This window comes from Emticicia sp. MM, from assembly GCF_001649495.1.
Genome location: NZ_LXHX01000016.1, coordinates 43140 through 57160, shown reverse-complemented (window position 1 = coordinate 57160; position 14021 = coordinate 43140). Strand labels below are relative to the sequence as shown.

The 14021-nt window shown below is 36.1% G+C and carries 14 protein-coding genes; 6 read left to right on the top strand and 8 right to left on the bottom strand.

Features of this window, described 5'->3' with window-relative positions:
- Positions 1-1294 (top strand): trigger factor (locus tag A6M55_RS02650; protein WP_064196351.1); only part of this gene is annotated, 1294 nt, incomplete at its 5' end.
- A 69-nt stretch (positions 1295-1363) separates the two neighbouring features.
- Here A6M55_RS02650 and gpmI read toward each other — a convergent pair.
- The 6 genes from gpmI to hisS all read right to left on the bottom strand — a co-directional run bounded on the left by gpmI (position 1364) and on the right by hisS (position 8635).
- A complete protein-coding gene (gene gpmI / locus A6M55_RS02645; protein WP_015029762.1) occupies positions 1364-2899 on the bottom strand; it encodes a 2,3-bisphosphoglycerate-independent phosphoglycerate mutase in 1536 nt (511 codons plus the stop codon).
- 115 nt (positions 2900-3014) lie between these two features.
- On the bottom strand, positions 3015-3542 hold the full coding sequence (locus A6M55_RS02640; RefSeq protein ID WP_064196350.1) for a hypothetical protein: 528 nt from the start codon (positions 3540-3542) through the stop codon (positions 3015-3017).
- Complete coding sequence (locus tag A6M55_RS02635) at positions 3542-4045, bottom strand: low molecular weight protein-tyrosine-phosphatase (protein ID WP_064196349.1); 504 nt, start codon at positions 4043-4045, stop codon at positions 3542-3544. Before A6M55_RS02635 ends, A6M55_RS02640 begins: the two co-directional genes overlap by 1 nt.
- Positions 4046-4468: 423 nt before the next feature.
- Positions 4469-6112, bottom strand: coding sequence for an amidohydrolase (locus A6M55_RS02630; RefSeq protein WP_064196348.1), 1644 nt, complete (start codon positions 6110-6112; stop codon positions 4469-4471).
- Positions 6113-6229: 117 nt separating this feature from the next.
- Complete coding sequence (mltG, locus tag A6M55_RS02625; RefSeq protein ID WP_015029758.1) at positions 6230-7267, bottom strand: endolytic transglycosylase MltG; 1038 nt, start codon at positions 7265-7267, stop codon at positions 6230-6232.
- A gap of 6 nt (positions 7268-7273) precedes the next feature.
- Positions 7274-8635, bottom strand: coding sequence for a histidine--tRNA ligase (gene hisS / locus A6M55_RS02620; RefSeq protein ID WP_015029757.1), 1362 nt, complete (start codon positions 8633-8635; stop codon positions 7274-7276).
- Positions 8636-8918: 283 nt separating this feature from the next.
- On the opposite strand from hisS, the gene A6M55_RS17385 reads away from it, so the two are divergent.
- Positions 8919-9062, top strand: coding sequence for a hypothetical protein (locus A6M55_RS17385; protein WP_015029756.1), 144 nt, complete (start codon positions 8919-8921; stop codon positions 9060-9062).
- 56 nt (positions 9063-9118) lie between these two features.
- On the opposite strand, the gene A6M55_RS02610 is transcribed toward A6M55_RS17385, so the two are convergent.
- Together A6M55_RS02610 and A6M55_RS02605 are read right to left on the bottom strand one after the other, a co-directional pair.
- Positions 9119-9979 carry a hypothetical protein gene (locus A6M55_RS02610; protein WP_064196347.1) on the bottom strand — a complete coding sequence of 287 codons (861 nt, stop codon included), beginning with the start codon at positions 9977-9979 and terminating at the stop codon, positions 9119-9121.
- Between the two features lie 159 nt (positions 9980-10138).
- The gene (locus A6M55_RS02605) at positions 10139-10492 is read right to left on the bottom strand and encodes a hypothetical protein (protein WP_015029754.1); all 354 of its coding nucleotides are present in this window, start codon (positions 10490-10492) and stop codon (positions 10139-10141) included.
- A 174-nt stretch (positions 10493-10666) separates the two neighbouring features.
- Here A6M55_RS02605 and A6M55_RS02600 point away from each other — a divergent pair, with 174 nt between their 5' ends.
- The 4 genes from A6M55_RS02600 (at position 10667) to A6M55_RS02585 (ending at position 14010) form a co-directional block, all read left to right on the top strand.
- A complete protein-coding gene (locus tag A6M55_RS02600; protein WP_015029753.1) occupies positions 10667-11437 on the top strand; it encodes a class I SAM-dependent methyltransferase in 771 nt (256 codons plus the stop codon).
- Between the two features lie 85 nt (positions 11438-11522).
- Positions 11523-12275, top strand: a complete 753-nt coding sequence (locus A6M55_RS02595) for an SDR family NAD(P)-dependent oxidoreductase (protein ID WP_064196346.1) — start codon at positions 11523-11525, stop codon at positions 12273-12275.
- A gap of 67 nt (positions 12276-12342) precedes the next feature.
- The gene (locus tag A6M55_RS02590; RefSeq protein ID WP_064196345.1) at positions 12343-13104 is read left to right on the top strand and encodes an SDR family NAD(P)-dependent oxidoreductase; all 762 of its coding nucleotides are present in this window, start codon (positions 12343-12345) and stop codon (positions 13102-13104) included.
- Positions 13105-13194: 90 nt separating this feature from the next.
- Entirely contained in the window at positions 13195-14010 is an 816-nt protein-coding gene (locus A6M55_RS02585; RefSeq protein WP_064196344.1) for a DUF5672 family protein, read from the top strand.
- Positions 14011-14021: the final 11 nt, after the last annotated feature.

The window sequence follows — 14021 nt, the reverse complement described above, 5'->3', positions numbered from 1 at the left end:
TACCCTCACAGAAGCTGACTATAAGCCAGAGGTTGATAAAAAAATCAAACAATACAGCAAGACCGCTCAAATCAAAGGCTTTCGCCCAGGAATGGTTCCGAAAGAGTATATTCAAAAGCTTCACGGCAAAAGTATTTTAGTTGATGAAGTAATCAATATGGTTTCAAAAACTGTTAATGATTATATCGCTAACAATAAACTTCGTGTAGTTGGTGACCCAATGCCTGACAACGATGCAGCTCAAAATATCGACTGGGATAACCAAAAAGAATTTACTTTTGAATATGAAATTGGTACTGCGTCTGATTTTACTGTAGATTTAGCTGCTGTTCCAGCAATTACTACTTACGAAATCACGCCTACTGAAGATAAAATCAATGAGGCTATCGAAGACGTACGTAAGCGTTTTGGTAAAGATGCTGAAGTGGAAGAAGTAGAAGCAGGTGATATGATTTTTGGCACTTTGAAACAAGAAGCAACTAGCTTTGAAGTGAAAGATGCTACTTTCCCAACTGACCGTGTGAAAGAGGAATCTGCACACATCTTCAAAGGTTTGGAGAAAGGAAGCAGTGTAAAATTTGATATCCAATCAATCTTCAGTAATACTAAAGATTTAGGATTTGCTACTGGCAAACCTGAAGAAGAAGCTGCAACATTGAGTGGAGAATTTGAATTAACAGTTGAGAAGATTACGCGTGTAGCGGCTTCTGAACTTGACCAAGAATTGTTTGACAAAGCTCTTGGACAAGGAAAAGTAAGCAACGAAGAAGAATTTAGAGCTGAGATTGCAAAAATTATTGCTGAAAATTACGCTCGTGAAAGTGCTTATTTATTAGATTTTGAAGTTGAAAAAACATTATTAGATAGCGTTTCAATCGAACTTCCTGATGAGTTCTTGAAAAGATGGTTGTTTAACATCAACGAAGGTAAATTTACAGTAGAAGATATCGAGAAAGATTATGATGCTTTTGCGAAAGGGCTTCGTATGGATTTAATTCGTAACGAAGTTGCTGCCAATAACGACATCAAATTAGAATACAACGATATTTTGGAAGAAGTAAAAGCTGAAATGAGAAATTACTTCGGTGCTTACTCTTACGAAGGTTTAGAAGAAATGATTGACCAAATGGCTCGTAAAACTTTGAAAGAAAACAAAGATGGAGCAGTACGTCGTTATACAGACCGTGCATTCGGAAGAAAAGTACGTGAGTTCTTGAAATCAGCGGTTAAAGTAGAAAGCAAAACTGTAAATGTTGATGAGTTCAACAAAGTAGCAGAAAAAGTTTACGCTTAATTTTATTCTCTTTAAGGGGAATATTAAGGAAGTCTTCGCTTAAAGTGAAGACTTCCTTTTTTATAGGAATTAAATCAAAACATTTCCTGTCATTTCCGCTGGAATCTCTACACCCATTAGTTTAAGAATCGTGGGAGCAATATCTCCTAACTTTCCATCTTTTACATCAAAACGGTCATTCTTATCAACCACAATACATGGCACAAGATTCAACGAGTGCTGCGTATTTGGTGTTTTATCATCATTAATCATGTAATCTGCATTACCGTGGTCAGCAATCACAATTGAAGTATAGCCATTAGCCAAGCCAGTTTCTACTACTTGTTCTAAACATTTATCAACTGCTTCAACTGCAGTTACTACTGCTTCAAAAACACCTGTATGACCCACCATATCAGGATTAGCAAAGTTTAAGCAAACAAAATCTACTTCTCCTTTTTCTAATTCTGGCAAGATAGCATTATCAATATCATAAGCTGCCATTTGTGGTTTTAGGTCATAAGTTGCTACGTCTTTCGGCGATGGGCAAAGTAAGCGGCTTTCTCCAACAAACGGTTGTTCGTGTCCGCCCGAAAAGAAGAATGTTACGTGTGGGTATTTCTCCGTTTCAGCAATACGAATTTGTTTTTTCTTAGCTCTTTCTAATACTTCACCCAATGTGTTGTTTAAGTTATCTTTTTCGTAAATAACCTTTACATTTTTATAGGTTTCATCGTAATTAGTCATTGTAAGGTAATACAAATTCAAGGCTTTCATTCCGAAATCAGGAAAGTCTTTTTGTGTAAGTACCTCAGTAATTTCACGACCACGGTCAGTACGGAAATTGAAACACATCACCACATCACCTTCTGCAATAGTAGCTACTGGAGCACCATTTTCAGTGATAACAATTGGTTTCAAAAATTCATCCGTTACATTTTCTTCATAAGATTTTTGAATCGTGTCTGTTAGTTCACCAATGGCAATTTTAGTATCTGCTACGCCATTCACCATTACATCATAAGTAAGTTTCACTCGTTCCCAACGTTTATCGCGGTCCATAGCGTAATAACGACCAGTAACCGAAGCTAATTTTCCACCTGTTGTATCAAGCGTAGCTTGTAAGTCGGCTAAGAATCCTTTTCCACTTTTTGGGTCACAATCACGTCCGTCAGTAAAGGCATGCACATACACATCTGAAAGACCATAATCTGCTGCTGCTTGCACTAATCCTTTCACGTGGAAGATATGTGAATGCACGCCACCATCAGAAACTAAACCTATAAAGTGTACTTTCTTGCCATTGTTTTTGGCATATTCAAAAGCCTCGACAAGTACTGGTTCTTTCGCCAATTTACCTTCTTCAACGGCAATATTTATCTTCTCTAATTCTTGGTAAACTACACGTCCTGCTCCTAAATTCATGTGTCCTACCTCTGAGTTACCCATTTGTCCGTTTGGTAAACCTACCGCACGACCGCATGCTTCAAGCGTGCTATTTGGATATTCGCTCATGAGTTTTCTGAAATATGGAACATTGGCTGCTTCGATTGCCGAACGCCATTCTTCTCCTTTTTTGGGGATACCCCATCCATCAAGGATAATTAAGACTACTTTCTTGTTCATAAGTTAGACCCCCTGCCTCTAAAGAGGAATTTTATTAAAGCGAATCGTATGAAAGAGGCGAAGAAACATACGAGATTGTACTAAATTCTTTGGTTATTTAATTCCCCAAATTTAGTCATTTTTTTTTCATTTTAGCTAAAATGTTCTTAGCTCTACTTTTAATGGCTGGAGAGCCACCCTCTTGGTGCTTTAGTAGAAGGTCCTCGAGAGTTAAACGAAGTTCGGTTTTAAGTTCTGGAATTTTCAAACTAATATTGTGGCAAACCGTAATCGAAAAGGCAATTATCGCAACTGCCTCTGTGCTTGACAAATATCGAAAACAAATATCATAAATAGCTCCTTGAAATGTATCGGGAATATCAGCAAATTGCCACATTCGAATAATATTTCGCTTAGCAGTATCGCTCAAATTATCATCTTCGATTTTATTGATAAATACCACATAATAAGGTTCAATTAAAGAAGGATAAGCTTCGATACAATGGCTTAAAGCCCACGATGCTTGTTGGGCTGTTACATAATCATCTTGTAGAAAAAGTTGAACCAACTGGTCAAAACGTTGGGAATCTACCCCAATCCAGTTGGTTATTTTTGTGATATTCACTTTAGAATACCTTTGTTGAAGAATTTCAGCAAGATTCATTAGTCTGTTGCCAACAAATGATATTTATCTATTAAATGCTCTACCAGTACTTCGTTGCTCCTCCACACAATTTGATACACTTCCTCAAAAAATGGTTCAGATTCATAGTATGGGTCTGGCACTTCTTTTATCCCACGGGTTTCGGGGTCGTGGTCACGCAGCAAAAATACTTTTTCAGCCGCAGGTGGTTGATGCTTAGTTTTATAATATAACTCATATACATCCTCAAAATTTTGTTCATCCATCACCACAATATGGTTAAAATCATCTAAATCTATTAGTGAAATTTTTCGGCCTTTGTGAGTCAATTTTAGTCCGTGTTTTTCTGCATTCTTCATCGTACGGTGGTCAGGAAGCTGGCCAATATGATAACCTGCAGTTCCAGCCGAATCACATTCAATTTTATCAGCCAACCCTTTTTGTTTAACTATTTCTCTAAAGGTAGCCTCTGCTATTGGCGAACGGCAAATATTGCCTAAACACACAAAAAGTACTTTTATCATCAGGATTTAATTTAATAATTATGGAGTTTCTTTTAATTTACATTATAATCACTGAATAAATTCAGTCAAATAGTCGAATCACATATTATGTTTCTAAACAGTCACTTCGCTTATTTATTACATTAAATGTAGATTTTACTGGCAAATTAATAAGAATTTAATGTTTTTGCAGACACTTTAAAATTAAATGAGTTATCCTGTCATATTAAAAAGACCCTGTTAAGGGTCAAATATTGTCGGCCAACACTAGGTAGTAAATAGTGTTTTTTTCAATTTTAAGTTCCAGAGGAACGACTAAATAGGTCGTTCCTCTGGAACTCGTTTTGGGGGAGCCCAACCTTTCTACCGATATTTAGTCCCAGAGGGACAGTTTTATCTTAAAAGTCGTACCACGCCACGTTCAATCAATTTGAATTTGCTAGCTTAAAATACTTTTTCTCCGCCAACAAATGTATTCAATACTTTCACATTACGAAGTTTTTCTTTGGGTGCAAGCATAATATCATCTTCAAGAATGACAAAATCAGCCATTTTTCCTGCCTCAATGCTACCACGCTCTTTTTCTTCAAAATTTGCATAGGCACTCCAAATTGTCATGGCACGAAGGGCTTGCTCACGAGTAAGGGCATTTTCCATTTGAAAGCCACCTTCTGGGTAATTTTTGGCATCTTGGCGAGCAACAGCCGAATGAAAACCATAGAGCGGATTAACAAATTCAACTGGAAAATCACTTCCATTGGCTACTACTCCATTTTGTTTTAACAAATCTTGGAAAGCATAGGCAGTTTTTACTCGTACATCGCCTAAACGCTCATCTGCCCAGTACATATCAGAAGTGGCGTGGGTAGCCTGAATAGATGGAATAACCGAAAATTGCCCAAACTTTGGCACATCGTTGTTATCTACTACTTGACAATGCTCAATTCTCCAACGACGATTATTCTTGGTTTTCAATAATTTCCCATAAATATCTAAAATCAGACGATTAGCAGAATCACCAATACAGTGCGTATTTGCTTGAAAATCAGAGTTATAAATCTGCGTAAGACTTCTTTCTAATTCAGCAGCACTAAGGAGTAGAAATCCAGTTTTATCTGGTGCATCGCTGTAAGGTTTTAATAAGCAAGCTCCACGAGACCCTAAAGCACCATCGGCATAAAGTTTGAACGAGCGAACATTTAGTCGGTCGGTTTTATAAATACCTTTCTTGATAAAATAATCAAGGTTGCGAATACCTAAAGAAACCATCACATAGTTTCTAATCTTTAGGCTTCCCTCCTTATTCATTTTATCAATCAAATCGATATCATCTTGATTTAGACCAGCATCTGAAACAGTAGTTAAACCATTTTTAAAACATTCTTTTTGAGCATTTAATAGCATTTTTCTACTTTCTACTTCGGTTGGCTTTGGAACTACACGTCGAACCAATCCCATGGCATTATCTACTAAAATACCCGTTAGTTGTCCATTTTTTACTTCTACCAAACCTCCATCTACTTTACTGGAAGGCGAAATTTTAGCTAAACTTATGGCTTTAGAATTAACCAACAAAGCATGTCCATCAATGCGAGTAAGCATCACTGGCTTATTTGGAAATGCTTTATCTAATAAATCTTTTGTTGGAAATTCTTTATTTTTCCAGTCATTTTGGTCCCAGCCTCGCCCGATAATCCATTGGTTTTCTGGATGCTGTACAGCAAATTTTTTCAAACGCTCGACAATTTCTTCATAAGATTCAGTATCAACCAAATCACACTGACTGAGCATTTGCCCTAATCCCATAAAATGGCTGTGTGGGTCATATAAGCCGGGAAAAACAGCTTTACCTTTGGCATCAACTTTTTGTTTTGCGTTGTATTTTTCTAAGATTTCTTTCGATGTACCAGTAGCTAAAAACTTACCATCTTTTACGGCAAAAGCTTCTGCTTTCATAAACTGATTATCAACGGTGTAAACTACTGCATTATGCACAACTAAATCGGCGGAAGACTTCTGTGCATAAGAGAAAGAAAGGGTAGCAAAAATGAGGCTACTCGAAAAGAATGTCTTTTTGAAAGATATCATAAGTTAGGTTTATAGTTTGTTGGTGCAAATTAACAAAAAAGCGAGGTAAACTTATTGCTTACCTCGCTTTTTTGAATATCATTTGAATAACTCTGTGCTATTTTATTCAGTTAATAATTACTTAATATTAGCTTTATCAAGAGCTTCTTGGAAGATACGAGCATTATTGGTGTGTTCTTGGAAGGTTTCGGCGAAATTATGATAGCCCGAAAAATCTTCTTTTGCACAAAAATACATATATTTATGACGCTCATAATTAAGCACAGCATTCAAAGCTACTGGTTCTGGCAAAGCAATTGGGCCCGGAGGTAAACCAGTGTTTTTATAAGTATTATACGGCGAATTGATAGAAAGGTGCTTGTAAAGAATTCGGCGTAAACTAAAATCACCTACGGCAAATTTTACAGTTGGGTCTGCTTGTAATGGCATATTAGCCGCCATACGATTGATATAAGCACCTGCTACACGTGGCATTTCATCAACTTTGTTGGTTTCAGATTGCACAATCGAAGCTAAAATTGCCACTTGAATTGGCGTCATATTGATTGATTTAGCTTGTGAAAGGCGTTCGTTAGTCCAATACTTATTGTATTCATCGTGCATTCTTGCCATAAATTTCTCAGGTGTGGTTGTCCATCTGATAAAATAAGTATTAGGCAAAAACATACACATAATTGTAGTTGTATCGAATCCATATTTTTGACAAGCCTCTGGATTACGCAGAAGTGCCACTAAATCTTCAGTTTTGAATTCAAAACGACCACCCATTTTCTTGATGAGGTCAGATTTAAGACGAACATTATTGAATGTCAGACGTACCTCATCTTGCTGGCCTCGGCGTAATCTTGAAAGTACTTCTCTATTTCCTGAATTAGGTTTGATAATATATCTACCAGCTTTTACTTTTTCAGGATAACTCATCCATTTTGATAAAAACTGAAAAGATATTTCATCATGAATCATTTTATGCTCATGCAAAGAATCAACTACACTTTTGTAAGTTCCTCCCGTTGGAATATACAATACAAAATCTTTTTTACCATCAACATTTAGGTTTGCACTATTGGCTACTTGCCAAAAATAAAAGGTTAGGGTAGCCGCCACAGTCGTAACAACAACTAATGCGTAGGCAATAAATTTTCTGTTTTTTAACATTGATTTTTATTTTAGCTTTTCTATAATTAGGTCTATACTTAGCTTCTCTTGCTCTCCGAGTTCCATGTTTTTTAGAGTAAGTTCACCTGATTGTATTTCATCTGAACCTACAACGATAACAAATGGAATATTCTTGCGATTGGCGTAATCAAATTGTTTTTTGATTTTACTTGATTCAGGGTAAATTTCGGCATTGATTCCTGCATCACGCAGTTGTTTTAAAAGTGGCAATGAATATTTTTCAGCTTCTGCATCGAAATTCGTAACCAAAACTTTAGTCGTAACATCCTGATTATCTGGAAATAAATTCAATTCTTCCATCACATCAAAGATACGGTCAACCCCCAATGAAATACCAACGCCCGAAAGCCCTGGCATTCCGAAAGTACCCGTCAGATTATCATAACGGCCACCACCCGAAATACTTCCAATTTGTACGCCGTTGGCTTTCACTTCAAAAATTGCACCTGTATAATAGCTCAGTCCACGGGCAAGCGTAATATCAAGTTGGGTTTGAGCATTAGTCAAGCCAAATCCTTCTACCAAACTCCATACTTTCTCTAACTCCTCGATTCCTTTCAAGCCTGTTTCCGAATCTTTTAACCACAAACGTAGTTTCTCGAAAACCTGTGTATCATTACCTTGAATTTCAAAAATTGGTTGTAGTTTTCCAATAGCTTCTTCCGAAAAACCACGTTCACGGAGTTCTTCTTCTACTTTTTCTTTGCCAATTTTATCTAGCTTATCAATAGCTACTGTAAGCGGAACCTCGCTACCCTTCACCCCTATTACTTCTGCAATGCCTGATAAAATTTTACGGTTATTAATTTTTATCGTAAAGTTTTTGATTCCTAAGTTTTGGAGAATTTCTTGCAACATCAATACGATTTCCGCTTCACAAATTAATGAATCGGTTCCTACTACATCGGCATCACATTGGTAAAACTCACGGTAACGACCTTTCTGGGGGCGGTCTGCACGCCAAACTGGTTGAATTTGATAACGTTTAAATGGCATTACCAAATCGTTGCGATTCATCACCACAAAGCGAGCAAACGGAACCGTTAAGTCATAACGCAAACCTTTCTCCGAGATTTTGTGTGTAAGCTTCTTCGAACCTTCATCAAGGTCTTTTTGACTCAGGTCTTTTGCGAAATCGCCTGAATTCAAAATTTTAAATAAAAGTTGGTCGCCTTCATCACCATATTTACCCATTAATACCGAAAGATTTTCGATAGTAGGTGTTTCAATTGGCTGAAAACCAAACTTTTGAAAAGTGCGTTTGATTGTATCAAAGATAAAATTTCGCTTAACCATCACCGATGGTCCAAAATCACGTGTTCCTCTTGCTAAACTTGGTTTACTCATTTTATTTTAAGTGTTTTCGAAGTGTTCATGAAATAGAACAAAACCTTCGAAATACCGTCAAAACTTTGGTAAAGACGGTGTATTTTTGATAATTAATTTTCTTTGCCACAAAAATAGCTTAAAAAAGTTATTGTTAATTATTAAATGTGAATTGATTTTTGTAGCTTTGCACCCTAATTTTGCCCCAAACCCCAAAATGGGGTCACTGATATTCCAAAAAATTTTTTACTATGCTCTAAATCTCATTAGAAAATGGGTTTTGGGGTTTAAAATACATAATACAATGGCAGTAACACGATTGAAGCGTAAAGCAAAAAGAAATCAAGCAGTAGCTAAAAATAGAATTGCAACCATCAAACGTTTATCTTTAAAAGTAGATATTAAGCGTGTAGATGCAGAAGAATTGAAAGCTGAGTTTGCTAAATAATTCTTAATAAAGCATTTCAAAAAAAAGAGACAACTTTAGGGTTGTCTCTTTTTTTGTTAAAACTCAAATGCAGCTTCAATAGGCTCTCCTCTTTTAGAAAAAAATATCGGAATCTTTGGACTAAAAGGAATCTTAACATCTTCATTTTCAATAAACGGCCTAAAAAAATCCGAATCGCTACTCCAAGGTATCACAACGCTCTCGCATTGAGTCTCTTTAATATATTTCAAAAAGTTATAGTAAGACTTATCACACTGAGCAACAAAGGTAAACGTATAGCTTTCTCGAAAAAACGCTTTGTAATCTTTAGCCACACACTGGCAATGCACTAAATCATCTTGATTATCTGCAAAGATGACAAAGTTCAAAAAAGCGTTATAGTGCGAAATGTATCTATTAAATCCTGTTAATTTTTCGATACTTTCTGGATGAGTAGTTTCGACTAAAATACTTATGTTAGTTGGAAATGAAAGTATCACGTCTGGCGGAATAACAAATAGGTTTAAATCACTCTGCAATAAGAGTTGAGAAGTAAGCCGACTCATTTTGTTAGATTCTATACTATTCGAAGTTCCTACAAATACACAAGATTGAAAATTCTGAGCATGAATCTCATTAATTGTTGCGAGTAGATTATTTTTCGAAAAAACTTTAACTATTTTTTTTTCTACTGATAACGAAAGATTATAAGATGCTTTTCTAACTATTTCATCAATTTTTTTAGATAAAGCAATTTCATCTTCATTTTCTTTCATGCAATGTACAACCGTATAATTACATGGAAAATCTTTGGTGAGAAGTAGTGTGTAGGTCAATTGAATTTCGGAATAAGGCCCTAAGTCAATTGCAATTAGAATATTTCTGGAATATTGAACACTTGGCAATACTGCAGCATCTTTTGCTGAAAAAAAAGTCATGTACAAATACAAATCTAATATGCATGATGCCATGCAATATTAAATTAATTAGTTTTATAATTTTGCAAAATTATAAACAAAGTCAACAATATACAAGTATTTGATTATCAAATATTTACACACAAAATCTAAGTACAAATACTTATTTGCAATATAATACTATTCTATCTTAGAATTGTCTATTTTTGTAATTGTAAGTTTTTTCTTTGCTACTTTTTCTCTCTGTTTGAGAGCCTTTTTAATTAGCTTCTTATTCTCAATTCTGACTTTGAATATAATCCCTTGCCCAAATACAGATAAACCGCTGCAAATCATAATTAGGCTATAAGTACCGAGCAAAAACCAACGCAAAAAAGGTTCATTTGTATGCTTTAAATGCCCTGCTTCGCTAAAAAGGCTTAATCCAAAGCCAATCAATAATAGCCCTCCTACTGAAGAAAGTAACCATTTGGTATAAAGACTCATTCGTTTCAACATTTTCTTTCCAGGCGGTTTTTTATTTTTTAGTTCCATCTTAATTGAATCTTTATCGTTCTTGGTGTAAAATCTAACCACAAAAATAACTAATTTTGAGGCAAAGTTTCAATAATTATCAACAATCAGTAATGAATTATTCGTTTTTTAAAGTAGAAGTTACACCTTTAATAACAATTAGTTCAGCACTCCTAAAATAGCACTCCTAAAAGAATGGGCAAAATTATTAGTCTTTTACTCCGCTTTATCCCACGTAAATATTTACAGCTATTTAGCCATATTCCACTTAAAATATATACTTTTTTCCTAAAAGGAAATACCGTTGAATGTACAGTATGTGATGCGAAACTGACTAAATTTATGCCTTATGGCCGCTTAGTTTCTCGTCCAAATGCACTTTGTCCAAACTGTTTGGCACTCGAACGCCACAGATTAATGGCACTTTATCTAAAAGAACGCACTAATTTCTTTAAGGCAGAAAACCTAAAAGTATTACACGTTGCACCTGAATATTGTTTCATCGACCGTTTCGAGTCCATGAAAAATTTAGATTATATCACGGCTGATATTGAATCGCCATTAGCTAAAGTTAAAATGGATATTCATCAGATTCCATTTGAAGCAAATACCTTTGATGTAGCCATCTGTAATCACGTAATGGAGCACGTTGATGACTACCACAAAGCCATGTCGGAGCTATACAGAGTTTTAAAACCAAATGGTTGGGCGATTATTCAATCACCACAAGATTGGACAAAAGAACATACATTCGAAGACCCAACAATCACCGACCCACGTGAACGTGAACGTGTTTTCTGGCAAAACGACCACCTTCGTCTGTTTGGGCGTGATTATGGGCGTGAACTTGAAAAAGCAGGTTTTACCGTAACAGAAGACGATTTTGTAATGAAAATGCCGAAAGAATTAGTGAAGCGTTATTCTTTACCAAGCGAAGAAATTGTTTACTTCTGTGAAAAAAAGTAAGGCATTTTTATAAATTGCTAATAAATTCATCAATACACAATTCAGAGGATTGTGCTACATCTATCAACCAAATAATAATTAACTAATGAGATTTAAAGACAAAGTTGTTGTCATTACTGGGGGCAACTCTGGTATTGGCAAAGCAGCAGCTATTTTATTCGCCAAGGAAGGTGCCAAAGTAATGATTGCCGATTTATCTGAGAAAATCGGTGATGATGTAGTAGAAGAAATCGAAACCAATGGTGGCGAAGCTTCATTTATAAGAGTCAATGTAACTGACCTTGATGATGTGCAAAGAATGATTGAACAAACCATCAGTAGATTGGGAAGATTCGATATTTTAGTAAATTCTGCGGGAGTTCTTGGACCAAGAGTTCGTACAGATAAATATCCTGAAGAAGATTTCGATAAAGTAATCAATGTCAACGTCAAAGGTCTTTGGAATTGCATGAAGGTTTCCCTTCAGCATTTTATTGCACAGCGTAGTGGAAATATCGTAAACATCGCCTCTGTTGCTGGACATCTGGGAATGGTTGGTCATATCGCCTATTCAGCTAGTAAACACGCCGTTGTAGGTATGACTAAAACAGCAGGAATAGAATACGCCAAACATGGTATCCGAATCAATGCTGTTTGTCCGGGTTTTACCCAAACCCCAATGCTTGAAAGTGCAGATACCGACGATGCTTATTTAGAAGCTCTTCAACACGCCACTCCTATGAAACGTTTTGGCAAACCCGAAGAAATTGCCAGTGCTATTCTTTATTTAGCTGCCGAAGAGTCTTCATTCATTACAGGTCAAAGCATAATTTTAGATGGTGGACTGATTTTGCAGTAGCCCAACACATCAAGAGGTGCTGTATTCAAACTATCAAAAACTATCAACCATTTAAAATTTACACAGTATGAAAAATGTATTCGATTTAACAGATAAAGTAGCAGTGATTACAGGAGCTAGCAAAGGAATTGGTGAGGCAATTGCTAGAATCTATGCAGCTTATGGTGCAAAAGTAGTCATTAGTAGTAGAAAACAAGCCGATTTAGATGAATTGGCCGCAGAAATAAAAGCCGAAGGGGGCGAATGTGTGGGCATAGCTGCACACGCAGGCGATATGGAGCAACTTCGTCAATTAGTAGAAAAAACGGTTGAAATTTACGGTGGTATTGATATTCTAGTCAATAATGCAGCAACTAACCCTGTTTATGGGCCTTCATTAGAGTGTTCAGATAGTGCATTCGACAAGATTATGCAAATCAACGTTAAAGCACCTTTTGAATTAGCTAAAATGGTTCATCCAATCATGAAAGCACGCGGGGGTGGCAGTATCATTAATATCAGTAGCATTGCAGGACATACACCTGACCCCGGCTTAGGTATTTATAGCGTAAGTAAAGCTTCATTGAATATGCTTACCAAAGTATTAGCCAAAGAATGGGGAGAAGATGGTATCAGAGTAAATGCCATTGCTCCAGGCTTGATAAAAACGAAATTCAGTCAAGCTTTATGGGAAAATGATAAAGTTTTGGCTCATTTTACTAAGCGTTTACCTATTGCACGTATGGGTTCTGTCGAAGAAATATCTCCGATGGCACTTTATTTAGCTTCGGCCGCATCTGGCTATACAACGGGTGGTATTTTTGCCATTGATGGTGGAACGATAATTTAATTAGGAATTAAGACTAGAGAATTAAGTACTTTCCTTTATTCTCTAGTCTTAATCGCATGGACGACCCCATCTCAATTTTAATCACAAAGAATGAATGTTTGTGTAATAATACCTATTTATCAAGATAAACTAAGTCAGTTTGAGCAAATATCGCTTTCCCAAGGGATGCGAGTTTTGGGGCATTACCCTATCATAGTTGTAAAGCCCCAAACACTCAATTTAAGCCTTTTACAAGAGCAATACCCTCAAATTACTTTCGAATCATTTGAGGATTCTTTTTTTAAAAGTACACTTACCTATAATCGTTTACTTTTATCGGAAGAATTCTACAGCAGATTTTTGGCACATGAGTTCATGCTTATTTATCAACTTGATGCTTTTGTTTTTCGAGATGAATTAGAATACTGGTGCCAACAAGGTTATGATTATATTGGAGCTCCGTGGCGAATTGAAATTGACTTTGATTCAAAAATTAAGGAACTAATTTGGCATTTCAAGCGAAAAATTGCTTTATGGTTCGACCTTAAAGAAGAACTTCATGGCAAATATGGCCCTAAGGAAATTATTATGAAACGAGCCGTTGGTAATGGCGGGTTTTCTTTGAGACGCACGAAAAAACTTTTAAGTTTAATTCCCAAAAATAAAGCTAAAATTGAAGAATATTTAGAAAAGGTAAAGACACACCCAGCCTATAATGAAGATATGTTTTGGGGCATTGAAATGAATCGTTTTTGGCCAAACCTACGAATTCCTAATTGGCGAACAGCTCTCAAATTTGGCGTTGAACATCTGCCTCAAAAAGCATTTCAACTCAACGGCGGCTTACCTTTTGGATGCCACGCTTGGGATATTTACGAAACCGAATTTTGGAAAAAAGAGATTGAGAAATTTGGGTATAAATTTTGATTTGCTCTTCT

What these genes read in the sequence shown, in the direction of transcription:
- gpmI (WP_015029762.1), bottom strand. Translation starts at nt 2,899, where the DNA reads ATGAACAAGAAAGTAGTCTTAATTATCCTTGATGGATGGGGTATCCCC.
- A6M55_RS02640 (WP_064196350.1), bottom strand. Translation starts at nt 3,542, where the DNA reads ATGAATCTTGCTGAAATTCTTCAACAAAGGTATTCTAAAGTGAATATC.
- A6M55_RS02635 (WP_064196349.1), bottom strand. Translation starts at nt 4,045, where the DNA reads ATGATAAAAGTACTTTTTGTGTGTTTAGGCAATATTTGCCGTTCGCCA.
- A6M55_RS02630 (WP_064196348.1), bottom strand. Translation starts at nt 6,112, where the DNA reads ATGATATCTTTCAAAAAGACATTCTTTTCGAGTAGCCTCATTTTTGCT.
- mltG (WP_015029758.1), bottom strand. Translation starts at nt 7,267, where the DNA reads ATGTTAAAAAACAGAAAATTTATTGCCTACGCATTAGTTGTTGTTACG.
- hisS (WP_015029757.1), bottom strand. Translation starts at nt 8,635, where the DNA reads ATGAGTAAACCAAGTTTAGCAAGAGGAACACGTGATTTTGGACCATCG.
- A6M55_RS17385 (WP_015029756.1), top strand. Translation starts at nt 8,919, where the DNA reads ATGGCAGTAACACGATTGAAGCGTAAAGCAAAAAGAAATCAAGCAGTA.
- A6M55_RS02610 (WP_064196347.1), bottom strand. Translation starts at nt 9,979, where the DNA reads ATGACTTTTTTTTCAGCAAAAGATGCTGCAGTATTGCCAAGTGTTCAA.
- A6M55_RS02605 (WP_015029754.1), bottom strand. Translation starts at nt 10,492, where the DNA reads ATGGAACTAAAAAATAAAAAACCGCCTGGAAAGAAAATGTTGAAACGA.
- A6M55_RS02600 (WP_015029753.1), top strand. Translation starts at nt 10,667, where the DNA reads ATGGGCAAAATTATTAGTCTTTTACTCCGCTTTATCCCACGTAAATAT.
- A6M55_RS02595 (WP_064196346.1), top strand. Translation starts at nt 11,523, where the DNA reads ATGAGATTTAAAGACAAAGTTGTTGTCATTACTGGGGGCAACTCTGGT.
- A6M55_RS02590 (WP_064196345.1), top strand. Translation starts at nt 12,343, where the DNA reads ATGAAAAATGTATTCGATTTAACAGATAAAGTAGCAGTGATTACAGGA.
- A6M55_RS02585 (WP_064196344.1), top strand. Translation starts at nt 13,195, where the DNA reads ATGAATGTTTGTGTAATAATACCTATTTATCAAGATAAACTAAGTCAG.